23 protein-coding genes are annotated in these 23,559 nt (G+C 62.4%); 3 read left to right on the top strand and 20 right to left on the bottom strand.

What is annotated here, in order from left to right; all coding sequences use genetic code 11:
- Window positions 1-49 precede the first annotated feature (49 nt).
- Both flgK and flgL read left to right on the top strand, forming a co-directional pair.
- On the top strand, window positions 50-1,693 hold the full coding sequence (flgK, locus tag HGHM_RS08945) for a flagellar hook-associated protein FlgK (RefSeq protein ID WP_019141185.1): 1,644 nt from the start codon (window positions 50-52) through the stop codon (window positions 1,691-1,693).
- 12 nt (window positions 1,694-1,705) lie between these two features.
- On the top strand, window positions 1,706-2,611 hold the full coding sequence (gene flgL, locus HGHM_RS08940) for a flagellar hook-associated protein FlgL (protein ID WP_019141184.1): 906 nt from the start codon (window positions 1,706-1,708) through the stop codon (window positions 2,609-2,611).
- 35 nt (window positions 2,612-2,646) lie between these two features.
- Here the strand turns inward: flgL and HGHM_RS21065 are convergent, their stop codons facing one another.
- From HGHM_RS21065 to fliF, 15 genes are all read right to left on the bottom strand, one after another.
- Window positions 2,647-3,066 carry a contact-dependent growth inhibition system immunity protein gene (locus HGHM_RS21065; protein ID WP_148415451.1) on the bottom strand — a complete coding sequence of 140 codons (420 nt, stop codon included), beginning with the start codon at window positions 3,064-3,066 and terminating at the stop codon, window positions 2,647-2,649.
- 90 nt (window positions 3,067-3,156) lie between these two features.
- A complete protein-coding gene (locus tag HGHM_RS23165) occupies window positions 3,157-3,426 on the bottom strand; it encodes a barstar family protein (protein ID WP_148415449.1) in 270 nt (89 codons plus the stop codon).
- 341 nt (window positions 3,427-3,767) lie between these two features.
- On the bottom strand, window positions 3,768-4,556 hold the full coding sequence (gene fliR, locus HGHM_RS08930) for a flagellar biosynthetic protein FliR (RefSeq protein ID WP_019141182.1): 789 nt from the start codon (window positions 4,554-4,556) through the stop codon (window positions 3,768-3,770).
- Between the two features lie 48 nt (window positions 4,557-4,604).
- Window positions 4,605-4,874, bottom strand: a complete 270-nt coding sequence (fliQ, locus tag HGHM_RS08925) for a flagellar biosynthesis protein FliQ (protein ID WP_026075842.1) — start codon at window positions 4,872-4,874, stop codon at window positions 4,605-4,607.
- 9 nt (window positions 4,875-4,883) lie between these two features.
- Window positions 4,884-5,663: a flagellar type III secretion system pore protein FliP gene (gene fliP / locus HGHM_RS08920; protein ID WP_051155290.1), complete on the bottom strand. Its 780-nt coding sequence runs from the start codon at window positions 5,661-5,663 to the stop codon at window positions 4,884-4,886.
- A 207-nt stretch (window positions 5,664-5,870) separates the two neighbouring features.
- On the bottom strand, window positions 5,871-6,305 hold the full coding sequence (gene fliO, locus HGHM_RS08915) for a flagellar biosynthetic protein FliO (protein ID WP_019141179.1): 435 nt from the start codon (window positions 6,303-6,305) through the stop codon (window positions 5,871-5,873).
- On the bottom strand, window positions 6,302-6,703 hold the full coding sequence (gene fliN, locus HGHM_RS08910; RefSeq protein ID WP_019141178.1) for a flagellar motor switch protein FliN: 402 nt from the start codon (window positions 6,701-6,703) through the stop codon (window positions 6,302-6,304). The genes fliO and fliN overlap by 4 nt, the downstream gene beginning before the upstream one ends.
- A complete protein-coding gene (fliM, locus tag HGHM_RS08905) occupies window positions 6,696-7,697 on the bottom strand; it encodes a flagellar motor switch protein FliM (RefSeq protein ID WP_019141177.1) in 1,002 nt (333 codons plus the stop codon). The genes fliN and fliM overlap by 8 nt, the downstream gene beginning before the upstream one ends.
- 21 nt (window positions 7,698-7,718) lie before the next feature.
- Window positions 7,719-8,249, bottom strand: coding sequence for a flagellar basal body-associated protein FliL (gene fliL / locus HGHM_RS08900; protein WP_019141176.1), 531 nt, complete (start codon window positions 8,247-8,249; stop codon window positions 7,719-7,721).
- Window positions 8,250-8,778: 529 nt separating this feature from the next.
- Entirely contained in the window at window positions 8,779-9,951 is a 1,173-nt protein-coding gene (locus HGHM_RS08895; RefSeq protein WP_019141175.1) for a flagellar hook-length control protein FliK, read from the bottom strand.
- Between the two features lie 8 nt (window positions 9,952-9,959).
- The gene (gene fliJ / locus HGHM_RS08890; protein WP_019141174.1) at window positions 9,960-10,400 is read right to left on the bottom strand and encodes a flagellar export protein FliJ; all 441 of its coding nucleotides are present in this window, start codon (window positions 10,398-10,400) and stop codon (window positions 9,960-9,962) included.
- Window positions 10,401-10,433: 33 nt separating this feature from the next.
- Complete coding sequence (gene fliI, locus HGHM_RS08885) at window positions 10,434-11,840, bottom strand: flagellar protein export ATPase FliI (RefSeq protein WP_026075840.1); 1,407 nt, start codon at window positions 11,838-11,840, stop codon at window positions 10,434-10,436.
- Between the two features lie 3 nt (window positions 11,841-11,843).
- Window positions 11,844-12,488, bottom strand: a complete 645-nt coding sequence (locus HGHM_RS08880) for a flagellar assembly protein FliH (RefSeq protein ID WP_019141172.1) — start codon at window positions 12,486-12,488, stop codon at window positions 11,844-11,846.
- A gap of 21 nt (window positions 12,489-12,509) precedes the next feature.
- Complete coding sequence (gene fliG / locus HGHM_RS08875; protein ID WP_019141171.1) at window positions 12,510-13,505, bottom strand: flagellar motor switch protein FliG; 996 nt, start codon at window positions 13,503-13,505, stop codon at window positions 12,510-12,512.
- Window positions 13,498-15,147, bottom strand: a complete 1,650-nt coding sequence (fliF, locus tag HGHM_RS08870) for a flagellar basal-body MS-ring/collar protein FliF (protein WP_034348916.1) — start codon at window positions 15,145-15,147, stop codon at window positions 13,498-13,500. The genes fliG and fliF overlap by 8 nt, the downstream gene beginning before the upstream one ends.
- 241 nt (window positions 15,148-15,388) lie before the next feature.
- Between fliF and fliE the strand changes: the two genes are divergently transcribed.
- Window positions 15,389-15,730: a flagellar hook-basal body complex protein FliE gene (gene fliE / locus HGHM_RS08865; RefSeq protein ID WP_026075839.1), complete on the top strand. Its 342-nt coding sequence runs from the start codon at window positions 15,389-15,391 to the stop codon at window positions 15,728-15,730.
- Window positions 15,731-15,904: 174 nt separating this feature from the next.
- Here the strand turns inward: fliE and HGHM_RS08860 are convergent, their stop codons facing one another.
- The 5 genes from HGHM_RS08860 to HGHM_RS21055 all read right to left on the bottom strand — a co-directional run bounded on the left by HGHM_RS08860 (window position 15,905) and on the right by HGHM_RS21055 (window position 23,423).
- The gene (locus tag HGHM_RS08860) at window positions 15,905-16,219 is read right to left on the bottom strand and encodes a hypothetical protein (protein ID WP_019141168.1); all 315 of its coding nucleotides are present in this window, start codon (window positions 16,217-16,219) and stop codon (window positions 15,905-15,907) included.
- 2 nt (window positions 16,220-16,221) lie between these two features.
- Window positions 16,222-16,428 (bottom strand): hypothetical protein, encoded by a 207-nt coding sequence (locus HGHM_RS08855; RefSeq protein WP_019141167.1) that lies wholly within the window; start codon window positions 16,426-16,428, stop codon window positions 16,222-16,224.
- A 280-nt stretch (window positions 16,429-16,708) separates the two neighbouring features.
- On the bottom strand, window positions 16,709-17,095 hold the full coding sequence (locus HGHM_RS08850; protein ID WP_019141166.1) for a response regulator: 387 nt from the start codon (window positions 17,093-17,095) through the stop codon (window positions 16,709-16,711).
- A gap of 10 nt (window positions 17,096-17,105) precedes the next feature.
- Window positions 17,106-19,898, bottom strand: a complete 2,793-nt coding sequence (locus HGHM_RS22275; protein WP_019141165.1) for a PAS domain-containing hybrid sensor histidine kinase/response regulator — start codon at window positions 19,896-19,898, stop codon at window positions 17,106-17,108.
- 24 nt (window positions 19,899-19,922) lie between these two features.
- The gene (locus tag HGHM_RS21055; protein ID WP_019141164.1) at window positions 19,923-23,423 is read right to left on the bottom strand and encodes a CHASE domain-containing protein; all 3,501 of its coding nucleotides are present in this window, start codon (window positions 23,421-23,423) and stop codon (window positions 19,923-19,925) included.
- Window positions 23,424-23,559: the final 136 nt, after the last annotated feature.

Genomic DNA, 23,559 nt, shown 5'->3' with positions numbered 1-23,559 from the left:
TCCCGCGGCCTGCCGTTGAAGCAGCTAACGCTATAAAGAAAAAGATCCTATGGCTTCCAGTATCCTCAGCATCGGCCAAAGCGCCCTGGCGGCAGCCCAGACGGGACTCGCCACGACCGGCCACAACATCGCGAATGCGAATACGCCCGGCTACAGCCGCCAGGTGGTGATCCAGGGCCCGGCGAATGCCCAGTATGCGGGATACGGATTCGTCGGCAAGGGAACCGAGGTCGTCGCGGTCAAGCGGGTCTACAACGAATTCCTGAACAACCAGGTGCTCAGCGCGCAGACCTCGAAGAACGCCCTCGACAGCTACTACAGCCAGATCAAGCAGATCGACAACATGCTCGCCGATACCTCGTCGGGCATTTCGTCCTCGATGCAGGAGTTCTTCAACAGCATCCAGGGCCTGACGACCAATCCGAATGCTTCGGGATCACGCCAGCTAGCGCTGTCGAATGCATCGGCCCTGGCAGCGCGCTTCCAGGCGATGAGCGGCAGACTGAGCGAGATGCGCGAAGCGGTGAATGGGGAAATTTCATCCTCGGTCAGCACGATCAACAATTACGCAAGCCAGATCGCCAAGCTGAATGACTCCATCGAAAAGGCCCAGAGCGCGGGCGGCATCGACAATGCGCCGAACGACCTGCTCGACCAGCGTGATTACCTGGTGTCGGAGCTGAGCAAGGAAGTCAAGGTCTCGGTGGTCAAGCAGGGCAACAGCTACAACGTCTTCATCGGCAATGGTCAGCCGGTGGTGATGGGCGCGAAAAATTACGAACTCGCGGCGGTGCCGTCGGATACCGACCCCACGCGTCTGGAAGTGGCCTATCGTTCGAACGGCACGACGACCGTGCTGCCCGAAAGCAACCTGACGGGCGGCCGGCTGAGCGGCCTCTTTGATTTCCGCTCGAAGACGCTGGACCAGGCGCAGAACGCGCTCGGCCGCGTGGCGCTCGGGCTGGCGATGACCTTCAATGCCCAGCATGCGCAAGGGTACGACCAGAACGGTGTAGCGGGGAGCGCATTCTTCACGGCGGCCGTGCCGCTGGTACATGCGAGCAGCACGAACGACAAGACGGCGGCCGCCATGGTCGGCGCCAGCATCAGCAATCCGTCCGCACTGACGACCAGCGACTACATGCTCGAAGCCGTCGGCACGGGCGCATACAGGATTACCCGCGTGTCCGACGGCACGGTCACCAACTTCTCCGGCTTCCCGGTCACCGTCGACGGCGTGGACTTCAACCTGACATCCGGCACCCCGGCGCTCGGCGACCGTTTCCTGGTGCGGCCCACCGCGAACGGCGCTTCGCAATTCGGACTTGCGATCAGTGATACCACGAAGATCGCCGTTGCCGGGTCAACGCCTGCGGACCCCAAGGACAACGACAATGCCTTGCTGCTGGCGAAACTGCAGACCAGCAAGGTGCTCGGCGGCGACACGTTCCAGGGTGCCTACGGCCAGCTGGTCAGCCAGATAGGCAGCAAGACGCATGAACTCGAAGTGACCAGCGCGGCGGAGGCCAAGCTGCTCGAATCGGCGGTAGCCGCCCAGCAGAACGAATCCGGCGTGAACCTCGATGAGGAAGCCACCAACCTGCTGCGCTACCAGCAGGCCTACCAGGCAGCGGGCAAGGTGATGCAGACCGCCAGCCAGTTGTTCGACGTCCTGCTCAGCATCGGCAACTAGGAGTAAATCATCATGCGCATCAGCACAGCCAACTTCTACGAAACCGGCGTGGCCCGGCTCATGGAAAAGCAGACCAGCCTGGCCAAGATCCAGCAGCAGATCGCGACCGGCCGGCGCATCCTCGCACCGTCGGACGATCCGGTCGGCTCGGCACGCGCGCTCGAGATCTCCCAGTCGCAGTCCGTCAATACCCAGTACGGCGTCAACCGGCAGAACGTCAAGGATGCGCTGAACCTGGTGGAGAGCAACCTGGGATCGGTCACCACCTTGCTGCAGGACGCCAAGACCGCCGTGATCCAGGCGGGCAACGGCGCATTTTCGGATGCCGACCGCAACTCGATCGCCATCGACCTGAAGGAACAGCTGGACCAGCTCGTCAGCCTGGCCAACGCCCGCGACGGCCTCGGCAACTACATGTACTCCGGCTACAAGAGCGACACCCAGCCCTTCACCAGGACCGCCGCCGGTGCGACCTACATCGGCGACAGCGGGCAGCAGATGGTGCAGGTCGACGGCTCGCGCCAGATCGCGATGAACGTGACGGGCGACACCGTGTTCGGCACCGGCACACCGCAGGACGTGTTCAAGACACTCAACGACCTCGTGACCCTGCTGCAGACGCCGGGCACGGCCGGACTGACGGCCGGACTGGATACCGCGCACGGCAATATCGACAAGGCGCTCGACAACGTACTGACGGTGCGCGCTTCCGTCGGCGCCCGCCTGAAGGAAATCGAGTCCCTGGACAATCTCGGCACCGACGTCGACCTCCAGTACAGCGACGCCCTGTCCACGATCCAGGACCTGGATTACGCCAAGGCCGCATCCGACCTCACGCAGCAGAAAATCACGCTCGACGCGGCACAGCAGACCTTCGTGCAGATTTCCAAGCTGTCGCTGTTTAATTACATTGGGTGAGGGGAAGGGTAGCGCCGGTCGACCTCGGGTAGCGCTTATAGGGGCGGTTCGTTCAAGAACTTCTCAATTGCTGCCATCAAATCTCGGTTGCTCGGGCGGGCGTCCAGCTGTGCGGCTTCTTCCAACCTGGTGAATGCGCGTGAGGCCACATCTCTCGCTTGCCGCAGCTGCTTTGAGTGTGTTTCCCAATACTGTTTTGGCAGGGTAATCAAGGACTTGAGCAAGTCGCCCGGGTAATAGTCGCCCTCGGCAAGTAGGTCCCTCTCCAGGACTTCCATTGCGACAGGCACGAGATATTCCGACCCGATATCTTGGCCAATCATCAGTCGCAAATCTTCAACGCTGAACTGATTTATTGGCTTCTTTCTTAATTGGTGGCACGTCGCGGCTAGATGCGAACCATGCGCAGGTTCGCGCCACACTGCGCCCTCTAGCTGTTCTATGGTCTTTCTCATGAGGTTCATTCAGAAGTACGGTTGGAGTCGCACCGTTGGCTCTAACGTTAAAAATGACCCGCGGCGCAGCCGTCGGTGTCCATTGAAATGTTAGGCATATTTAGCGGCAACATGAGGATTGCCCCTCACAATTTCTGTAATCATTCTGCGGTCCTCAGCACTAAGACTGGGGCATTTATGCCAGCCTTCAAACGACAAACGATACTCGTTCTCTTCGGGCCATGATAGGTAATCGTTAAAAGCATCCCAGCTTCGCCCGTTCCAATGTCCGCCTACTGCATTACAAAACCCGGAATTAAAAGCAGCCACGAACTCGTCAAATGAATTAACACCTTCAAGTGAAACTATGAACTCGCGCATGTATGGTGCCTAACTGAATAATTAGATGGACACCCAGTGTCCGCTATGCATGGCGCCAAGCTGATATGCAAAGCAGCTCGACTGTCCGCTACCCGCACCAGTGCTGGCTTTGAAGCGACACTGTTTATCCATGCAGTGATAAATAAACGTGAAACAAGGCTTGACTAAACAGGTTCCAAATTTCTCCGGCGCTGGTTAGTCGGTAGCATCCTTGCCTTCACAATGAGCGTCAAAGCTTAAAGGATGAGCTCTCTCATGTCTATGTGGCAAGAGATTTTCTCTGCTCTTATGAGCTTTGTCGGTCGGAAATAGAATCTGCCGAATTCGCCGCGTAACAACCGCTACCGCCCACCCGCAACCGCCGCAATCCGCCCCATCATATTGATCCCTTCCTGAAAGAAGTTCGCCATTGGCGTCGCAATATACGGCAGGCTCAGCGCAATCACGATCAGCCCGACGCCGAGGGTGATCGGGAAGCCGATCGCGAACAGGTTGAGCTGCGGGGCTGCGCGGGTCAGGATGCCGAGGGCGACGTTCGTGATGAGGAGGGCGGCGATGACGGGCAGCGCCAGTTGCAGGCCGGCGCTGAAGATGCGACCGCCCCAGCTCGCCAGTTGCTGGAAGCCGCCGCCGAAGAAGGGCGCAGAGGAGATCGGCAGGATCTGGAAGGTTTCGGCCAGTGTCGACAGCATCATCAGGTGCACGTTCAGCGCGAGGAACAGCAGGATCGCCAGCAGCGAGAGGAACTGGTTGATCGCGGACGAGCGGCCGTGGGTGTTGGGGTCGAAGAAGCTGGCGAAGCCGAAGCCCATCGTGAGGCCGGCGACCTCGCCTGCGAATTCCACGGCGGCGAACACGATGCGCATGGCGAATCCGAGTGCGAGGCCGATCACCAGCTGCTGGGCAAGGATGAGAAGGCCGGCGAGCGACAGCGGGTCCAGCGCGGGCAATTCCGGAACGGTCGGGGCGATGATCAGCGACAGCATGATGCCGAGGCCGACCTTGATGCGCATCGGCACGTTCAGGTTGCCGAACAGCGGCGCGACCGCGAGCAGGCCGAGGATGCGCGTCAGCGGCCAGATGAGGGCCGCGATCCAGACGTTCAGTTCGGCGCTGCTGACGGTGATCATGCGGTGCTGCGTAGAGGAATTTGTGCGGCTCGCGCCTGGAGGGGCAGCCTAGCCGACCATGTTCGGAATGCTGGAAAACATCTGCCGCATGTAATCGAGCATGACCGACAGCATCCACGGCCCGGCCACCACCAGGGTGACGAAGATGCCGACCAGTTTCGGAATGAAGGACAGGGTCATTTCATTGATCTGGGTCGCGGCCTGGAAGATGCTGACCACGAGGCCGACCACCAGGGCCACGAGCAGCATCGGAGCCGATACCATCAGGGTGACTTCCATGGCCTGGCGGCCGAGGGTCATTACGCTTTCCGGAGTCATGGCAATACCTCAGTAAAAACTTTGTGCAAGGGAGCCGATCAGCAACTGCCAGCCGTCGACCAGCACGAACAGCATCAGCTTGAATGGCAGGGAAACGATCGCGGGCGACATCATCATCATGCCCATCGACATCAGGATGCTGGCCACCACCATGTCGATGATCAGGAAGGGAATGAAGATGGCGAAGCTGATCTGGAAGGCGGTCTTCAATTCGCTGGTGATGAAGGCCGGGATCAGCACGCGCAGCGGCACGTCTTCCGGGCCTTCCAGCTGCGGCCCATTGGACAGCTTCACATACAGGGCGAGGTCGCTCTGCCGGGTCTGCTTCAGCATGAAAGTCTTGAGCGGCGCGACGCCGCGTTCGAGTGCCTGCTGCATGGTGATCTTGTTGTCCGACAGCGGCTGGTAGGCTTCGGTGTAGATCTTGTCAAATGCCGGCCCCATCACGAACAGCGTGAGAAACAGCGCCAGCCCGATCAGCACCTGATTCGGAGGCGCGGTCTGGGTGCCGAGCGCCTGCCGCAGCAGCGACAGGACGATGATGATGCGGGTGAAGCTGGTCATCATCAGCAGGGCTGCCGGCAGGAAGGTGAGCGAGGTCAGCAGCAGCAGGGTCTGCAGGCTCAGGGTATAGGTTTGCCCGCCGCCTGCCGCAGGCGTGCTGGTGACGGCCGGCAGGCCTGCGGTCTGCGCGCTGGCGAGAAGCGGCAGGCAGCCCAATGCCAGTGGAAGCCAGCGGCGTGCCAGTCGTGCGGCGGTCTGAACGAGACGAGATGGAGCGAGGTTCATGTTCTGAAGCGGCTTTCGCAAGCCTGGAGGGGTAAGGAGGTAGGGTGCGCCATGCGCACCGGGACGGCGCGGTGCGCATGGCGCACCCTACTTCCTGCGAGGCGGGCAGGGGCATTTGCAGCGATTGAAAGCCATCCCCAGTTGCGCCTTCCCCCTGAACGGGAGTGAGCCTGGCCGCGCCCCAATTCAACAATCTCGGACATCTGCTTAGCCGCCATTGCGCTTGTCAATACTCTGCCTGAGCCATGCGGCGAAATTTCCGCTTGCCTGCGCATTGCTTGTCTGAACCGGCTGTTCCTGGCGCGGCATGGTGGACAGGGCGTTGACGCGGCCCGGGGCCACGCCGACCACGATCCACTGGTCGGCCACTTCCACCACCATTACCCGCTCGCGGTTGCCGACGCTGACGCCGCCGACGATGCGTGCCACGCCGGCGCCGGGGCCCCTCGCCATGCCGAGCCGCCTAAGCAGCCAGGCGGCGCCCGCCATCAGGCCGAGCACCACGCCGAGGCCGAGCAGAACCTGGAACAGGCTGCCGGCGGTGCTGGCAGTGCTCACAGTGGTCGCCGCGCTCGGCTGCGCCGCAAATGCCGCGGCATTGGCGCCGGCCAGCGCTGCGACGAGGAGGGCGCGTGCCATCATTTGTTCAGCTTCCTGATCCGTTCGGACGGCGTGACGATGTCGGTCAGGCGGATGCCGAACTTGTCGTTCACCACCACCACTTCGCCCTGCGCGATCAGGCAGCCGTTCACGAGCACGTCCATCGGCTCGCCCGCGAGCCCGTCCAGTTCCACCACCGAGCCCTGCGCGAGCTGCAGCAGGTTCTTGATCGCGATCTTGGTGCGTCCGAGCTCGACGGTCAGCTGGACCGGGATGTCGAGGATGAAATCAATGTCGTTATGGGTGCCGCTGTTGACGCTGCCGGCCGACAGGTCCTTGAACTGCGCGGTCTTGGCAGCGGCTTCGGCCTTCGCCTGTTCGGCGATGGCCGCGCCCCAGTCGTCGTCGGTGCTCATCTGGCTCGCGTTATCGTCAGCCATTGTCATCTCCCTGATTGAATTCGCTGGTACTGTAGGTCAGCAGCTTCTCGACGCGAAGCGCATACTGGCCATTGAATTTTCCGTAGGTGCATTCCATCACCGGCACGCCATCCACCTTGCCTTCCACCATTTCGGGGATGTTGATCGGGATGACGTCGCCGGCCTTCATTTTCAGCACGTCGCCGAGCGTCATCTTCGTGGTGCCGAGGTCGGCCACGATTTCCACTTCGGCAGTCTGGATCTGCTGCTTCATCAGCCGTATCCAGCGCTTGTCCATCTCCAGCGTTTCGCCCTGCAGGCTGCTGGTCAGGATGTCGCGGATCGGCTCGATCATGGAATAGGGCGTGCAGAAATGCATTTCTCCGCTGACCGGGCCAAGCTCGACGGTGAAGGTGGTCGCCACCACCACTTCGTTCGGCGTCGCGATATTCGCGAACTGAGTATTCATTTCCGAGCGCACGTATTCGAATTCGACCGGGTAGACCGGCTCCCAGGATTTCGCATAGTTTTCGAACACGATCTGCAGCACCCGATGGATGATGCGCTGCTCGGTCTGGGTGAAGTCGCGGCCCTCGACCCGGGTATGGAAGCGGCCATCGCCGCCGAACAGGTTGTCCACCAGCAGGAACACCAGGTTCGGATCGAACACGATCAGCGCCGTGCCCCGCAACGGCTTCATGTGGACCAGGTTGAGGTTGGTCGGCACCACGAGGTTGCGGATGAATTCGCTGTATTTGTGGACACGCACCGGCCCGATCGATACTTCGGCAGTGCGGTGCAGGAAATTGAACAGGCCGATGCGCAGCAGGCGCGCGAAACGCTCGTTGATGATTTCGAGCGTCGGCATGCGGCCGCGGACGATGCGCTCCTGCGTCGCCAGGTTGTAGGGGCGTATGCCGGAGCTGTCCTCCGTGCCGGACTTGTCATCCTCCTCGCCGGTCACGCCCCGAAGCAGGGCATCGACTTCTTCCTGGGAGAGAAAACTGTCCGCCATGGTTTTACTCCACGATCCCGATTACTGGATGACGAATGAGGTAAAGAACACGCCGCCGACTTCCTGCGGCTTGGCGTTGGGTGCAAACGGCTGCTTCACCTGCGCGATGATGTCTTCCGACAGCTTCTTCTTGCCTTCGGCGCTCGAGATTTCCGTCGCCGTCTTGCTCGAAAGGAGAAGCAGCAGCCGACTGCGCACCTGGGGCATGTAAAGCTTCAACCGGTCTACCGTTTCCTGATCGGGCACTTGCAGGGTGAACTGCACCTGCAGATATTTTTCGCCAAGGTCGTCCGGTTGCAGGTTGACGATGAATTGGTCCATGTTGACGAAGACCGGCGGTTTCGGTGCCTCATGCTTGGCTTCGGTGTGGCTTGCGCCTTCGGCCTTGTGGCTCATGAAATACCACGCGCCGCCAGCGCCGCCGGCCACCAGCAGAACGATGACCAGGATCAGGATCAAGGTAGTCTTGGATTTCTTCGGCGCAGCGGCGCCTTCCTCGATGGCGACGACCTTGGAGGGGGCTTTCTGGGCTGCTTTCGGAGCGGTTGCCATGGCGTTTCCTTTGTCCTGCTGGGAGCATTGTTTTTTAATTATCGGGAAAAGCAGGCAGGCAGGATGCGTCGAATAGAAGGAGGAAGTCGGCGCATATTCTGGCTTGTGAAGGTGCTGCTGTACGTATTTGTCTGTCCCTTGCAGGCGACGGGGCTTCGTTAGCGCTCAGTAGAAGCAGGGTGCGCCATGCGCATCGTATGCCCAACGTCGTCCGGATATGCCCAACGCCGTCCGGACGGTGCGCATGGCGCACCCTACCATTGCCTGGAGGGGGAGGTGTCGGGCGTTTCGCGAAGCGCCGCTTCACGTCCGACTCACCCCGAGGCCTTGCAAGGTCGAGTTGGTAGCTCCTTTCCCTTCAAGGGAAGGGAATCTCACACGAAGGTATCGACCATCCCCACGCCGCCGGCTGCCGACCTGATCCGTCTAGAAGTAGGGTGCGCCATGCGCACCGTGTGCTCAATACCGTACGAACGGTGCGCATGGCGCACCCTACCACTGCTATGTCGCCTTCGAAGGAGAGGGAAGCTCACACGAAGGTATCGACCATCCCCACGCCGCCACTTGCCGGCCGGACCCGGGCCGTGCGCAATGGGGCATCGACGCCACCGACGCCGCCCGCACCCGCCGTCTCATGCCGGCGTGCGCCCTGCGAAGCCTGTTCGCCCTGCGAGCCGTGCTGGTTCGGGGTGCCGGCATTGACCGAAGCCTGGCCGAGCTGGATGCCGGCCTCGCCCAGCATGTCGCGCAGCTTGGGCAGGGCCGCTTCCAGCGCCTGGCGAACTTCCGGCTGGGCGGCGATGAAGGTCGCATTGGCCTGGGAATTCGACACGTTGAGCACCACCTGCAGCGGCCCGAGGTCGGGCGGATTGAGCGTGAGGGACGCGCTTTGCTGTTCGCCGGCGACCATCCACACCACCTTCTGCCCAAGCGCCTGGTCCCAGGCAGGGCTGCCGACCGGCGGGGTCAGTCTGTCGCTTGCATGCGCACCGGCAGCCTGGGCCGCATTCAGCGCCGCCGGTGCCAGCGGCTGCGCGGCCGCCGTCAGGCTTGCCGGCTGGGTGGCGATGGTCTGTTCCTGGGTTTTGGCGGCGAGCTCGCCCACAGAACGTTTTACTGCGGCGGACAACTCTCCTGGCTGCAAGGCGTCTGCCGGCATTTTCTTTGCGGCCTGGTCCATGGCTGCGCCGAAACCTGCTTCGCCGTCGGTCGCAGTTTTTGCCGATGCCGCTGTGCCTTCGATTGACTGCGACAACTGTGCCAGCGAGGCGCGGGAGGCCCGGCCATCCTTGTCGGTCGCAATTACGGCAGCGTCGTCGGCCTTTGCGCCCTGGGCGCGCGCTTCGGTCGGGACCGCGGCCACCTGGCCGAGACTGGCAACCAGCGCGAGCATGTCAGCCGGGGCGGACGCGGTCGCTTCGGTGTCTTCTTCCGGCTTGTCGCCGTCCTGTTCGGTCTTGTTTTCGGCGGACTTGGCGGGCGAATTCGGATTTTTCGCTGCCTCCGCCTGCTTCGGTGCGCCGTTGCCGGCCTGTTCCTTCGCGGGTGCCTTGGCTGCTTCGGCGGCCGGCCTGCGCTCTGCCACTTCACGCGACAGGACCTGGTTGAAGCCGGGGCCTGAAGCCGGGCTATCCGGCTGCTTTGGCGCGGGTGCAGGGCTGGACAGGGCGTTGATCGGGTTGAGTATTGGCGAGGTCTGCATGATGTCGGTTAAGTCTTCGGGAGCGATGCCCGCGTTGCAAATTCATCCATTGCTTTCTGGTCGCGGCGGCTTTCCTTGCGCTGCTGTTCCCGAAGTGCGCGGCCGGCCAGGGTGTCATAGGACATGCGCTTGCGTTCGGTTTCCTGCCAGGTGCTGCGCTCTTGCTGGATGCGTCTCTTGGCATCGTCCACGATCTGCTGCTGGCCCGAAATCGCCAGGTCGAGCTTGTCCATGAAGTTGCGGAAATTCCGGTAAGCCGCCGCCGTGAGCCCGGACACGAGCCCGGACTGGAAGCGCGCCTGGTAATCGTCGCGGTACTGCAGCAGCAGTGCCAGTTTCTGTTCCGAGTCTTCGCAGGCGCGTATTGCCAGGCCAAGCCGCTTCGCGGCTTCATCCGCCTGGGTCGTCGCCAGCTCGACAAGCGTGTCGATTGCCGAATTGGTTGCCATAGTGACCCAAGTCTAGAACTTCCGGAGAGACGTCTATCGTCCGAACAGAGAGGAAAGTTGCCCCAAGCTTTCGGATATGCCGGCCTGCTCGTCGATGTCCTGTTGCAGGAAGGCTTCGATCTTCGGCTGCAGGGCGATTGCTTCGTCCAGCACCGGGTCGGTGCCGGCGGCGTAGGCGCCGACGCTGATCAGGTCGCGGTTGCGCTGGTAGCGCGAATACAGCTGCTTCAGGCGCCGCGCCTGCTTCTGATGATCGGCACCGGTGATGTTGTGCATGGCACGGCTGATCGACTGTTCGACGTCGATCGCCGGATAATGGCCTGCTTCGGCCAGCGTGCGGTTGAGCACGATGTGCCCGTCCAGGATGGCTCGGGCGGAATCGGCGATCGGATCCTGCTGGTCGTCGCCTTCGGTCAGGACAGTGTAAAAGGCAGTGATCGAACCGCCGCCCGGCTTGCCGTTGCCGGCGCGCTCCACCAGCGTCGGCAGCTTGGCGAAGACCGAAGGCGGATAGCCCTTGGTCGCGGGCGGTTCGCCGATCGCAAGCGCAATCTCGCGCTGCGCCATCGCATAGCGGGTGAGCGAATCCATGATCAGCAGGACGTTCTTGCCCTGGTCGCGGAAATGCTCGGCGATGGCAGTGGCGTAGGCGGCGCCCTGCAGGCGCATCAGGGGTGGCGTATCTGCTGGTGCGGCGACCACGACCGAACGCGCGAGACCGACGGTGCCGAGGATCTGCTCGATGAATTCCTTGACTTCGCGGCCGCGCTCGCCGATCAGGCCGACCACGATCACGTCGGCTTCGGTATACCGCGCCATCATGCCGAGCAGCACGCTCTTGCCGACGCCGGAGCCGGCGAACAGGCCCATGCGCTGCCCGCGACCGACGGTCAGCATGCTGTTGATGGCACGCACACCGACATCGAGGATATCGGTGATCGGCGCGCGGTTGAGCGGGTTCGCGGGGCGCACGTTGAGCGGCGCGGCATGCGCGGCGCGCAGGGGGCCGAGATTGTCGAGCGGCCGGCCGGCGCCGTCGAGGACCCGGCCCAGCAATTCGTCGCCCACCGGCAGATGCCGGCCGCGGTCGCTCGGACGGCGGCGCGGGTGCTCGACGGAACCCGGCTTCGGCAGGGTCTGCACCACTTCCACCGGATAGACGCGGGTGCCCGGCACCACGCCTTCCACATCGCTTTGCGGCATCAGGAACAGCCTGTCATCCTCGAAACCGACCACTTCGGCTTCGATGCGCGCGCCGCTTGCCAGCGGGATCGTGCAGGCGCTGCCCACCGCCAGCTTCAGGCCGACTGCTTCCATCACCAGCCCGGCCACGCGGGTCACGCGGCCGGAGACCAGCATCGGCTCCGCAATCGATGCCAGCGCGCTGCAGTCGCGCAGGTAGGCCTGCCAGCGCAACGAAGGGGATGCGGGGGGATTCATGTCTTACTCCGCAAGCCAGTCCGATTCCTTGCCGAGCGCAGCTGCAATGCGTTGCCAGCGGGTCGACGGCGAGGCGTCGATCTGGTTGCTTGGCGTTTCGATGCGGCAGCCGCCGCGTTCCATGTGCGCGTCTTCGGTGATGCGCCAGGCAGCCTTTTCGAGTTCGTCGCCCATGCGTTCGCGCACCAGCACCGCATCCTCGGGATGCAGGAACAGCAGGGCGGGCTGCTGCACCGTCGGCAGGTAGCGGATGGCTTCGCCGATGACCGGAAGGATCAGCTCGGGGCGCACATTCAGAGCGGTCTTGAGCATTGCCTTGGCGACATCGAGCGACAGGTTGAGCATGTCGTCCGCGATCATCTCGTTGGCCTTGGCGATCTCGTGGCCGAAGGTTTCCGCGAGACGCAGGAGCTGGGCCGTCTCTTCCGCGGCTGCCGCACGGCCGGCTTCCAGCCCGGCGGCATAGCCTTCCGCATGGCCGGCTGCATGGCCTTCCTGGGTCGCCTGCTCGCGCAGCGCGGCGAGCATCTCGGCATTCTCGGCCTCGTTCTGCGGCGCGGCGGGAGCCGGCCGGAAGTCGTCGAACGAGGCGAGTTCCCAGCGCTGGTAGGCGGACAGTTTTTCCTTGGGTATGACGGTGGAGCTCATGGTGATCCTGTTCGGAAGCTATCAGATAAAGGTGTCTTCGCCCTTGCCGCCGAGGACGATCTGTCCTTCGTCGGCCAGGCGCCGCACGATCTGCAGGATTTCCTTCTGCTGGGTCTCGACTTCCGACAGGCGCACGGGGCCCTTGGATTCCAGGTCTTCGCGCATCATCTCCGCCGCGCGCTGCGACATGTTCCTGAAGATCTTGTCGCGCAGTTCCTGGCTGGCGCCTTTCAAGGCAATGATCAGCGATTCGGACTGCACTTCGCGCAGCAGGATCTGGATGCCGCGGTCGTCGATATCGATGATGTTGTCGAATACGAACATCTCGTCCATGATCTTCTGCGCCATGTCGGAGTCGTAGTTCTTCAGGTTTTCCATCACCGAGGCTTCGATGTCGCCGGAGAGGAAGTTGAGGATTTCCGCTGCCGCGCGTACACCGCCGATCGGTTTCTTCTTCAGGTTTTCATTGCCGGTCAGGAGCTTGGTCAGGACATCGTTCAGTTCGCGCAATGCCGCCGGCTGAACGCCGTCGAGGGTGGCGATCCGCAGCACCACGTCGTTGCGCAGCCGCTCGGAGAAGCAGTTCAGCACCTCGCAGGCGTGGTAACGCTCCAGGTGCACCAGGATGGTGGCGATGATCTGCGGATGCTCGTTGCGCACCAGGTCCGCCACCGAGGGACCGTCCATCCATTTCAGGCTCTCGATGCCGCTCGCATCCCGGCTACCGAGGATGCGGTGCAGCAGGGTGGCCGCCTTGTCTTCGCCCAGCGCCTTGGTCAGCACCGCGCGGATGTATTCGTCCGAATCCAGGCCGAAGGAGGTGCTTTCCTCGGTCTGGGTGCGGAACTCGTTCAGCACCCGGTCGAGTTCGTTGCTGGACACCGCCTTCATGGTGGACATTGCGGCGCCGAGCTTCTGCACTTCGCGCGGACTGAGATATTTCATCACCTCCGCCGCTTCCTCTTCGCCGAGCGCGAGCATCAGGATCGCGCCTTTCTGAACTCCGTCGTCACTCATTCTTGCTTACCCAGTTTTTTACGACATTGGCGACTATCCGCGGGTCCTGGCGCGCGAGTTCCTTCGCATGCTCCAGGTTGTTCTGAAAGTTGCGCGGCTTTTCCGCGGCGTTTTCCGCTTCGTGCGAAATCTGTACCAGTGCGTCTTCCTCATCCTCCGCCTCGGGAGCGGGGAGGGGCGGCGGCGGGCTGATGTTGTGCTTGACCCGGGTGAGCAGGGGCTTGAGGAAGCCGAAGAACAGATAGAGCAGCGCGACGCCGATCAGCAGGTACTTGCCCATGCCCATGGCGGTCTGGATCGTTTCCGGGCGCTTCCAGATCGGCGGCTCCTCGATGATTTCCTTCTCGGCACCGGCGAACGGGCTGTTGACCACGTTGAGGGAATCGCCGCGCTCCTTGCTGTATCCCATCGCTTCCTTCACCAGGTCGGTGATCTGCGACTTCTCCTGTTCGCTCAGCGGCTTCATCGACACCTTGCCGTTCTTGTCGACTTCCTTCCGGTAGTTGACCACCACCGCCACCGACAGGCGCTTCAACCCGCCCATCGGCTGCTGCACGTAGCGCACCGTCTTGTCGACTTCATAGTTGACCGTCATGTCCTTGTGGCTGGACGTTGGCGCTGCGCCCGCATTCGCTGCCGGCGGCACGGCGGGCGCCGTCAGCGGGGCGGTCGCGGGAGCCGGCGGCTGGTTGGTGAGCGCGCCGGGCACGCCGGAGGCCGTATTGCCGCCGTTCTGCGATTCGCTGCTCTGCTGGCTGCGCACTGCCGCCGCATTCGGTCCCTGGTTCGGCGTGTAGGTCTCGGCGGCCTGTTCGGTGTGCGAGAAGTCGACGTCCGCGGTTGCCTCGGCACGCACGTTGTTCGCGCCGACGATGGGCGTGATGATCGATTCGATGCGCTTGACGATGCTCTGCTGCAGCTCCTGTACATACTTCAGCTGCGTCGGGTCGAGGCCATTGCTGTTGGCGAGCTTGTTGTTCTCGGACAGCAGGTTGCCGTTCTGGTCGACCACGGTCACGTTCTTCGTCGGCAGGTCGGGCACGCTGCTCGCCACGAGGTGCACGATCGCGCTCACCTGCTGCGGATCGAGGCCGCGGCCGGGATGGAGGTTGAGCAGCACCGATGCGGTGGGCTTCTGCTGGTCGCGCACGAATACCGAGGCTTTCGGCATGGCGAGATGGACGCGGGCAGCCTGGATGGCTGCGATCGACTGGATGGAGCGGGCCAGTTCGCCTTCGAGGGCGCGCTGGAAATTGACCTGTTCGAGGAATTGCGACACGCCCAGCTTCTGGTTCTCCATCAGTTCGAAGCCGACGCTGCCACCCTTCGGCAAGCCCTGGGACGCCAGCTTCAGCCGCGTGTCATGCACCTGGGCCGCCGGCACCAGGATCGCATTGCCGCCTTCGGCAAACTTGTACGGCACGTTCATCTGCTGCAGCGAGGCGATGATCGCGCCGCCGTCGCGGTCCGAGTAATTGGAAAACAGCACGCGATAATCGGGCTGCTGGCCCCACATCCAGACGCCGGCCATGACGGCCACGACGGCAGCAACGCCCAGCATCAGGAAAAAGTTCTTGCCGCCTGGCGTTTGCGCGAAGCTGACGAGCGCCGGGGTGGGGGCGCTGGTTTCTGTTACTTCCATGATCGGCCTCTGCGAGGTCTGCAATTCAGGTTTGTCTGGTCCATGTCACTGTCCGTTTGCCGGATCGATTCCCGGCGCAGGGGTTTGCGGCTTAGCGTGAATTGTCCTTGTGTTATCGCGATCCGATCCCCCGAATAGAGGAAGATTTCCCGCGCTAATCGGGTTCAGGCCGCAAGGTGCGCGTGCTACTGTAGCGGCGTGAAAAAGTCCCGAGGACCGTTTTGAGGGAAGCGAGCGAACAATGAAACCGGCAATGATTGATGCAAGCAGGATCCAGTCCATGATTTCGCAGCTGAAGGCAGCTGCGACCAGGCCACAGGATGAGGCGGGGCCGATCCGGGCCGAGAAGCCCGCGGGGAAACTGGACTTCGCGACCGCCCTGAAGGCATCGCTGGATCAGGTGAACAATGTCCAGCTGCAATCCGAGCAGCTCGGCAAACGTTTTGTGATGGGAGACGACAGCGTGAACCTGTCGGACGTGATGATTTCAATGCAGAAGGCGAACATTACCTTTCAGACCACCGTGCAGGTGCGTAACAAGCTGGTGTCGGCCTATCACGACATCATGAACATGCAGGTTTGAGTTCTTTCCCATTGATTGGGAAGGAAAAATGGCTTTGAAGGGAATATCTGAGAAGCTGTTCACCCACTTCGCCGGGGTGAATATGATTTGTGTAGAGGCTGTGTAGAGGGAACTGGAAGGCAGTTAAGCTGAATGCTGACAAGGCGTCGGCGGCCCGTTCTCGCTGGAAGGCCTCTATGCGTCCTTCTGCCCAGCTCGCTTCTGCCAGCTCTGCGCAGCCTCTTCAAATGACGCCATGTCGGCGTCATCCGCCTTGATCATGATCGGTTTCCATTCCAACCGTTGTTGTTCCAGCGACTTCGGGATGGGGTGCGACTTTGCGTACTCTTCATCCGATCTGTTCCGCCTCAACCGGTACTCTTCCCGGATGACTTCAAAGAGATTGCGATAGTAGACGGTTTCCGGATCCTTGCCGGCTTTGCCTTCCGTCAGGCGAACAATGGCTGCTTCCAGCTCCTGCCGGTCCGTGTCTGCACCAGGCTTGTCCATTACTATTCCTTGTACAGGCCAAAGCAAGCCGAATTGTCGATCAGCTTGCCATTTCGCAGCAGCTCGGTGTTACTGTCGACACGCTTGATCACATACAGGCCGACACCGGTGTCCTCGTCACGCAGCCGCCGCTCTATTCGATACGGCAGGCCGCCCAACTGCAGATCGCTGATCAGGTCACCACGCTGATAACGGAACGTCGCTCGCACAATTCTTCCTTTTTCACATTATCGTCAGGGCAGGTTAACAGGATGCCCGGCCGCAGGCAATCAGGCCGTGTGCAGTCCCGCGTGATGAAAATCGCAAGGCCCAATGCCAAATCCGAGAGGAAGTAGGGTGCGCCGTGCGCACCGGAATTGCATGGTGCGCATGGCGCACCCTACCTCCTTTTCATATCAGTCCGGTGGAAAGCGCTTGTCCCGGCGGCGGCCGATAGGCAACCTGCGCAGGGATCTGTTGCAAAAGCGACGGTCGCCCGATCGAGCTGCCTTAGGTCGCAAACCGCTCAAGTGCCGCTGTCAGGTCCGCGAACTTCACCGGCTTGGGAAACACCATGTCGAACCCGGCTTCGATGGCGCGCAGCCTGTCGGCTTCGCTGGTATAGCCGGACACGGCGACGAGGGGAGTGCGGGACAGGTTGGCGTCCGCGCGCAGCGCACGGGCGAATTCCAGGCCGTTCAGCTCGCCCGGCAGGCCGATATCGCAAAAGATGATGTCCGGCTGCATTTCCTGCGCAGCCTTGAGCCCGTTGCGCGCATTCGAGGCAACCCGCGCTTCGCAACCCTTGATTTCCAGGATATCCCGGATCAGCTGGGCGAAATCCGGATTGTCCTCGACCACCAGGGTGCGGGTCGGGAGCTTTGTCGGCGATTCCATGCTTGGTTTCCTAAGTATTCTTTCCAGCCGCGTGCTTCGCGGAAGCGATGTCGGCAATCAGTCGTGCGAGCCGGGCGGTGTCCACCGGTTTCACCAGGTGGTGATCGAAGCCCGCATCCTTCGAGCGGCCGCGATCCTGCTCCTGCCCGTAGCCGGTCAGCGCAATGAATACCGCCTGTGCGGTCTCCGGCATCTGGCGCAACCGGCGCACGAGTTCGTAGCCATCCATATCCGGCAGGCCGATGTCCAGCAGCAGTACCTGCGGCCGTTCCAGCGGGGCGCGTTCCAGGGCGCTGCGCGCATCATATTCCACCGATACCTTGTGCTCATCCATTTCCAGCAGGATGGCAAGGGTTTGCGCCGCGTCGGCATTGTCGTCCACGATCATCAGGCGCAGTGCCCGGTTCGAACCTCCGCTGCCGGCGTTGTCCTGCTGTTCTGTATTCTCGTCGGCTGCTTGGGCCAGTAGCGGCAGGCGGATGATGAATTCGCTGCCCTTGCCGGCGCCCTCGCTTTTTGCGGCGACGCTTCCGCCATGCAGTTCGACCAGGCTCCGGACGAGCGCAAGGCCCAGTCCGAGGCCGCCCTGGGAGCGGTCGGGCGAGCGCTCGGCCTGGGTGAACAGGTCGAAGACATAGGGCAGCAACTCGCCCGGAATGCCGATGCCGTTGTCGCGCACGCCGATCTCGGCCTGGCCGTTTTCCATGCCCATCCTGAGCGTGATGGCACCGCCGGGAGGCGTGTACTTGGCCGCATTGTTGAGGATGTTGGTGAAAACCTGCACCAGGCGCGTGCGGTCGCCTTCCATCATCATCGGCCGGCCCGAGGTCTGCACCGTAAGCTGGTGACGGCGCGCATCGAGCAGGGGATGAACCTGTTCGACCGCATCCGCGACCACTTCGTTGAGATCGATCGTTTGCCTGTCCAGCGTGACCAGGCCACGTGTCACCCGGGATACGTCCAGCAGATCGTCCACCAGCTTGGTCATGTGGTCCACCTGACGAGAGATGATCTCGCTGGTGCGGCGCATGCGCGCTTCATCCAGGCGATTCATCTTGAGCAGCCGGGCGGCGGCGCTGATCGGCGCAAGGGGATTGCGCAGTTCATGCGCCAGCATGGCCAGGAACTCGTCCTTGCGCCGATTGGCGATGCGCAGCTCTTCCTCTGCGCGCCTGCGCTGCGTGACGTCAAGCGCAATGCCCTTGACGCGTGTGGCTTTGCCCGATGCATCGGCGATGACGCGGCCCTCGAAATCGATCCAGATTGTTTCTCCATTGTCCGGGCGGGTCATGCGCACCACCACGTCGTAGTGGCCGTTGGTGTCAATGGCATGCTTTACTGCGGCGCGTGCCTGCGGCAGGTCGTCCGGGTGCATAGCCTCCCAGACCGGCTCCTCGCTGTTCCAGGCCTGGCCGAACACTTCGGCGGCGTTGGAAGAATACTCGAGTCCGCCGGTGGCCAGATCCCACTCCCATACCACCATGCGGGCGGCACGCAATCCCTGCTGTAATCTTTCCTCGCTTTCACTCAAGGCCTGTTGCGCCTCCAGCAGGGGAGTGATATCGGTATTGGTTCCGAACCATTGCACGATCCGGCCCGATGCGTCGTGCAAAGGCGCAACGGAGGTATAAAAATGGCGGTACCTGCCATCGGCGCCGCGCAGCGGAAATGTCATCTGTATCGAGCTTCCCTTGGCGAGCGCCTCCTTCCATTCCTGTGCGAAACGGGGAAGAAACTCGGGGTCATGCAAGCTCTGCCAGCCCCAGCCTTTTACTTGGTCGAAAGTGGTCCCGGTGTACTCATACCAGCGGTCGTTGTACCAGTGAACCGCACCGTCCGGATCCGCGATCCATGCAAGCTGCGGAATGGTGTTGGCCAGCTGGCGCAGGCGTGCCTCGCTCTCGCGCAGGGCGGCGGTAGCCTTGACCGATTCGGTGACATCGCTTCCCTCGATGAAAATCCCTGTAACTTGCCCGGCTGCGTCCCTGATCGGCTGGTAGATGAAATTGAGGAAGCGCTGCTCCCGTGCGCCGCCTGGCGTACGGTGCAGATTGATCGCCATGGCGCGGCCGACATAGGGCTCGCCCGTCGCATAGACACGGTCCAGCAACTCGTAGAAACCCTGACCCGCCACTTCGGGCAGCGCTTCACGTACCGGCTTGCCAAGCAGCGGGCGTGGACCTGTCACCTTGTAATAGGCGGCATTGACCAGCTCGAACACATGCTCCGGCCCGCGCAGCAGCACCATGAATCCCGGGGCCTGCTCGAACATCCCGCGCAGGCGCTCAAGCTCCTCCGCGCGGTAGCGTTCGGCCAGCACCTGCGCCGTGGTCTCGGTGCAGGCGCAAAACATGCCAGCGACCTTGCCGCTTTCGTCATGCACGGGCGAGTAGGAAAAGGTGAACCAGGTCGGTTCGTCGTAGCCCTTGCGCCGCATCAGGAGCGGAAGATTGTCGTGGTAGGTTGCTTCCCCCGCCAGGGCCCGTTCTATCATCGGCAGGAGGTCATGCCAGATTTCGGCCCAGACTTCCTTGAAGCGGGCGCCCATTGCAGCCGGATGCTTGGCCCCGAGGATGTCCACGTAGGGATCGTTGTAGAGGAAACCGAGCTCGGGCCCCCAGGCAACGAACATCGGAAACTTGGAATGCAGCATGAGGTCGACGACCGTGCGCAGCGACTGCGGCCAGGTACCGGGGTCGCCCAGCGGCGAGGTGGACCAGTCGCGCGAGCGCATCAGCTCTCCGGCTTCCCCGCCGCCGGAGAGGAAGGCCGGAATGGCCACGTTTCTGTCAGTGTTCATCATGTCGTTCCCGTGTAGTCGACCGGCTTATCCCTCTTCCAGGGCCTGCTGCAAGCGGCTCAGATTGTACGGCTTGGTCAGCACCCGCGATCCGGAGTCCTTCAGTTCATGCAAGGCATCTCCCCGGCCGGTTGCGAACACGATCCGCACCCCCGGCCTTGTCTTCCTGACGCTTTCCGCCAGCTGAATGCCGCTCATGCCGGGCAGTCCGACATCGACCAGCAGAGCATCGAAGCTGTCCTTCGCCAGCATGTCCAGCGCGTCTTCGCCGCTGCGCGCACCCTGCGCCCTGTACCCGAGCGTGGAGAGCAGTTCGCAGGCAATCAGGCGCAAATCGTCATTGTCTTCCACGACCAGTATCCGCAGCGACCTGCTCTTGCTCGCCTGTGGCGCCTCGGGGGCGGCCGGCTCGACGGCGGGTTTTGTCGACGCATTGACCTGCTGCTGGGCGTCGATGATCTCGCGCAGCTTGCGAGCCAGCTGCTCGCGCAGGTACGGTTTGCTCAGCAGTTGCACCCCCTGATCGAGACGCCCGTCATGCACGATCGCATTCTGGGTATAGCCGGAGGTGAAGAGCACGGCGAGGCCGGGCAGGATCGACCTGGCCTGCCTTGCGAGGTCGGGGCTGCGCAGCGACCCGGGCATCACCACGTCGGTGAACAGCACGTCGATGGCCGTGCCGCTCCTGATGACCGCCAGCGCGCTCTCGCCGTCGTGCGCGGTCAGCACGCGGTAGCCCAATCCGGCGAGCAGGGCGACCACGGTTTTTCGCACACCCGGGTCGTCTTCTACCACAAGAACGGTTTCGGTGCCGCCCACTACCGGCTCGCTCGGCTTGGGCGCCACTTCGTCTTCCGGCTCGAAGGAGCGTGGCAGGTAGATCCTGACGGTGGTGCCATGGCCCGGCTCGCTGTAGATCCGGATATGCCCGCCGCTCTGCTTGATGAAGCCGTAGGCCATGCTCAGGCCCAGCCCGGTGCCTTCTCCTTCCGGCTTGGTGGTGAAGAAGGGATCGAAGGCGCGTTCCATGACTTCGGCCGTCATGCCCGATCCCGTATCCGATACGGCCAGCATCACATACTGCCCCGGCCTTAACTCGGACTGGGCCTGCACGTAACCTTCGTCCAGCATCGCGTTTCCCAGCTCGATGGTGAGCTTGCCGCTGCCTTTCATGGCATCGCGTGCGTTGATGGCCAGGTTCAGGATGACGCTTTCCAGCTGATGAGGATCCACCAGCGTATTCCACAGCCCGCCGGCAACGACGGTTTCAACTTCCACCGTCTCTCCCAATGTCCGCCGCAACAAGTCATCCATGTCACGCACCAGTCGGCGGATGTTGACCACCTTCGGCTGCAGGGGCTGACGCCGCGCGAAGGACAGCAGTTGCGACGACAGCTTGGCGCCGCGCTCCACTGCGGTAAGGGCGTTGTGCAGGCGCTCCTCCCTCAGCTGCCCGTTGTCGCCGTCGACCAGCAGCAGCTGGATATTGCCGGTGATGACCTGAAGCAGGTTGTTGAAGTCGTGCGCCACGCCGCCGGTCAGCTTGCCGATCGCTTCCAGCTTCTGGGAATGCTGCAGCGCGGCGCGGGCTTCCTCCAGCGCCCGCTGGCGCCGCGCTTCCCGCTGCTCGGCCTCCTTGCGTTCGCTGATATCGCGGATGAAGGCATTGGCGACGTAGCCGGAATCGCTTTTGATCGGTGCGATCGCCAGTTCCACCGGAATGAGTGTTCCGCTGCGATGCAGGGCCATGACTTCGACAAGCCGGTTGACCATGGGGCCGGTGCCGCTTTCGGCGAAGCGCTGCATGCCGGCAAGATGGGCGTCGCGACGGTCTTCCGGAACGATCAGCTTGGCCAGTTCCTGGCCGATGGCTTCTTCCGCGCTCCAGCCGAAGGTCTGCTCGGCCCGGGTATTCCAGTCGGTGACGCGTCCTTCGGCGTCGATCGCCACGAAAGCGTCGTGCGAGTTTTCCAGAATCACCTTCATGCGCTGCTGTTCCGCGGCAATCCGCTCATGCGTGGCACGCAGCGCTTCCTCGTCATGCTTGCGGCGGGTGATGTCGGTATGCGTGCCGATGATGCGCAGCGGTTTGCCGTCTGTGTCCTGGCTGACGGCCATGCCCCGGGTCAGTACCCATTTCCAGGAACCGTCCTTGCACCGCATGCGAAGTTCATTGACATAGCTTGCGACCCCGCCGTCCAGATAGTCCTCCAGGGCAGCGATCGCCTTCTGCCGGTCCTGCGGATGGATCAGCTTTTCCCATTCCCCGAGGGTATTGCCGATGTCATCCTCGTCATACCCCAGCATTTCCTTCCAGCGCCGGGAGAAGCTCACCTCGCCGGTCCCGCGGTCCCAGTCCCAGACGCCGTCGCCCGCGCCTTCGAGCGCATATTTCCAGCGGAACTCGCTGGCCCTCAGCTCGCGCGTCATGTTCATGGCCAGTTCCAGCGCGCGGCTGCGTCCGCTGGCGAGCGTCCAGACCAGCATCGAAAGCAGCAGACTGATACCGGCGCCGGCAATGGCGATGAAGCGCGGCGTTTCCCGGTTCATCCGGGCTTCGAAGTTTGGGCCGGAGGCGATTTCCAGCGTCCATGGATGACCGGCGATGCTGATCTTTCTGATCGCCGTGAAGAGCGGGGCGCCTGTCTCGCCGCCCTGGGCATCGGGGAACGAGTCGTACAGCTGCGCCCGGGCCGACATGTCTTCGCCGTCATTGATCCTGAGCCCGAGGTCGGTGGAACGCTCGCCGCCCAGGCCTTCCATGAAGTCATTCATGCGGAAGGGCGCATAGACCCAGCCGGTGATGGCGTTGCGACGCTGTTCTGCAGTATCGACAGGCACGCCTTCACGGTACAGCGGCAGGTACATGAGAAAGCCGGGCTGGCTGCTGGCCGGGCCTTCCTGCACCAGGGTGACCTTGCCGGAAAGCGCCGCCTGGCCCGTATCCCGCGCCTGCTGCATGGCAGCACGACGTACCGGTTCGCTATACATGTCGAAGCCGAAGGCGCGCTGGTTCATCGCGTTGAACGGCTCGATCAGGGTGATGGCGGTGTAGGGATCGCGATCGCCTGGCGGGAGGATGGCGTATTCCGGGAATCCTTGTGCGCGTATGCGGGCGATGTGGGCATTCTTTTCCGCCTTCGGCACGATCTCCGAGAGGCCCACGCCCTGGATGCCCGGATAGTGGTCTTCGAGATGGAGCGTCGCTACATACGTGCGGAATTCGGCGCGGTCAACGTCGTCCGAGCCGAGCAGCAGCCCCTTTGCGCCGCGCAGGACTTCTTCATAGGTCGCCATACGCTGCCCGATCCGCTCGATGATTTCCCTCACCCGAAAATCGAATTCGGCCTGCAGGTTCTTTTTTGCGGCCAGCTGCGCGCCGTTCCACATTTCGTAGGTAACGAGCAGGGACAGGACGAGAATGATCCCGGCCAGCAGTGGCGGCAGATAAGGACTTTGCGCCGGCCTGCGCTCCGGTGCAGGGGAGTCTTTCGATGTGGTGGGTGAAACAGGGAACGGCAAAGGCATGATGGGCAACGGAAAGCGAATCCGCCATTGTAAGGTAGGGCTCGAAGCGGGGTGAAATCTCTAACAGACAATAAGCCTGTATCGCTTCCCGTCCGGAAGGAAGTTTCTCTGGATCAAGAAAAATAAGTCCGGTGCC

The sequence above is a fragment of the Noviherbaspirillum massiliense JC206 genome (assembly GCF_000312045.1).
In the GTDB taxonomy this organism is placed as follows: Bacteria; Pseudomonadota; Gammaproteobacteria; order Burkholderiales; family Burkholderiaceae_D; genus Noviherbaspirillum; species Noviherbaspirillum massiliense.
Note: the sequence above shows the minus strand (reverse complement) of the source record. Positions and strands in the feature narration are given on the sequence as shown.

What these genes read in the sequence shown, in the direction of transcription:
- HGHM_RS22275 (WP_019141165.1), bottom strand. Translation starts at nt 19,898, where the DNA reads ATGATGAACACTGACAGAAACGTGGCCATTCCGGCCTTCCTCTCCGGC.
- HGHM_RS08860 (WP_019141168.1), bottom strand. Translation starts at nt 16,219, where the DNA reads ATGGACAAGCCTGGTGCAGACACGGACCGGCAGGAGCTGGAAGCAGCC.
- fliG (WP_019141171.1), bottom strand. Translation starts at nt 13,505, where the DNA reads ATGAGTGACGACGGAGTTCAGAAAGGCGCGATCCTGATGCTCGCGCTC.
- fliP (WP_051155290.1), bottom strand. Translation starts at nt 5,663, where the DNA reads ATGAACCTCGCTCCATCTCGTCTCGTTCAGACCGCCGCACGACTGGCA.
- HGHM_RS08880 (WP_019141172.1), bottom strand. Translation starts at nt 12,488, where the DNA reads ATGAGCTCCACCGTCATACCCAAGGAAAAACTGTCCGCCTACCAGCGC.
- HGHM_RS23165 (WP_148415449.1), bottom strand. Translation starts at nt 3,426, where the DNA reads ATGCGCGAGTTCATAGTTTCACTTGAAGGTGTTAATTCATTTGACGAG.
- HGHM_RS21055 (WP_019141164.1), bottom strand. Translation starts at nt 23,423, where the DNA reads ATGCCTTTGCCGTTCCCTGTTTCACCCACCACATCGAAAGACTCCCCT.
- fliL (WP_019141176.1), bottom strand. Translation starts at nt 8,249, where the DNA reads ATGGCAACCGCTCCGAAAGCAGCCCAGAAAGCCCCCTCCAAGGTCGTC.
- flgL (WP_019141184.1), top strand. Translation starts at nt 1,706, where the DNA reads ATGCGCATCAGCACAGCCAACTTCTACGAAACCGGCGTGGCCCGGCTC.
- HGHM_RS08895 (WP_019141175.1), bottom strand. Translation starts at nt 9,951, where the DNA reads ATGCAGACCTCGCCAATACTCAACCCGATCAACGCCCTGTCCAGCCCT.
- HGHM_RS08850 (WP_019141166.1), bottom strand. Translation starts at nt 17,095, where the DNA reads ATGGAATCGCCGACAAAGCTCCCGACCCGCACCCTGGTGGTCGAGGAC.
- fliJ (WP_019141174.1), bottom strand. Translation starts at nt 10,400, where the DNA reads ATGGCAACCAATTCGGCAATCGACACGCTTGTCGAGCTGGCGACGACC.
- fliQ (WP_026075842.1), bottom strand. Translation starts at nt 4,874, where the DNA reads ATGACTCCGGAAAGCGTAATGACCCTCGGCCGCCAGGCCATGGAAGTC.
- fliF (WP_034348916.1), bottom strand. Translation starts at nt 15,147, where the DNA reads ATGGAAGTAACAGAAACCAGCGCCCCCACCCCGGCGCTCGTCAGCTTC.
- fliI (WP_026075840.1), bottom strand. Translation starts at nt 11,840, where the DNA reads ATGAATCCCCCCGCATCCCCTTCGTTGCGCTGGCAGGCCTACCTGCGC.
- fliM (WP_019141177.1), bottom strand. Translation starts at nt 7,697, where the DNA reads ATGGCGGACAGTTTTCTCTCCCAGGAAGAAGTCGATGCCCTGCTTCGG.
- fliN (WP_019141178.1), bottom strand. Translation starts at nt 6,703, where the DNA reads ATGGCTGACGATAACGCGAGCCAGATGAGCACCGACGACGACTGGGGC.
- fliE (WP_026075839.1), top strand. Translation starts at nt 15,389, where the DNA reads ATGAAACCGGCAATGATTGATGCAAGCAGGATCCAGTCCATGATTTCG.
- fliR (WP_019141182.1), bottom strand. Translation starts at nt 4,556, where the DNA reads ATGATCACCGTCAGCAGCGCCGAACTGAACGTCTGGATCGCGGCCCTC.
- HGHM_RS21065 (WP_148415451.1), bottom strand. Translation starts at nt 3,066, where the DNA reads ATGAGAAAGACCATAGAACAGCTAGAGGGCGCAGTGTGGCGCGAACCT.
- fliO (WP_019141179.1), bottom strand. Translation starts at nt 6,305, where the DNA reads ATGATGGCACGCGCCCTCCTCGTCGCAGCGCTGGCCGGCGCCAATGCC.
- flgK (WP_019141185.1), top strand. Translation starts at nt 50, where the DNA reads ATGGCTTCCAGTATCCTCAGCATCGGCCAAAGCGCCCTGGCGGCAGCC.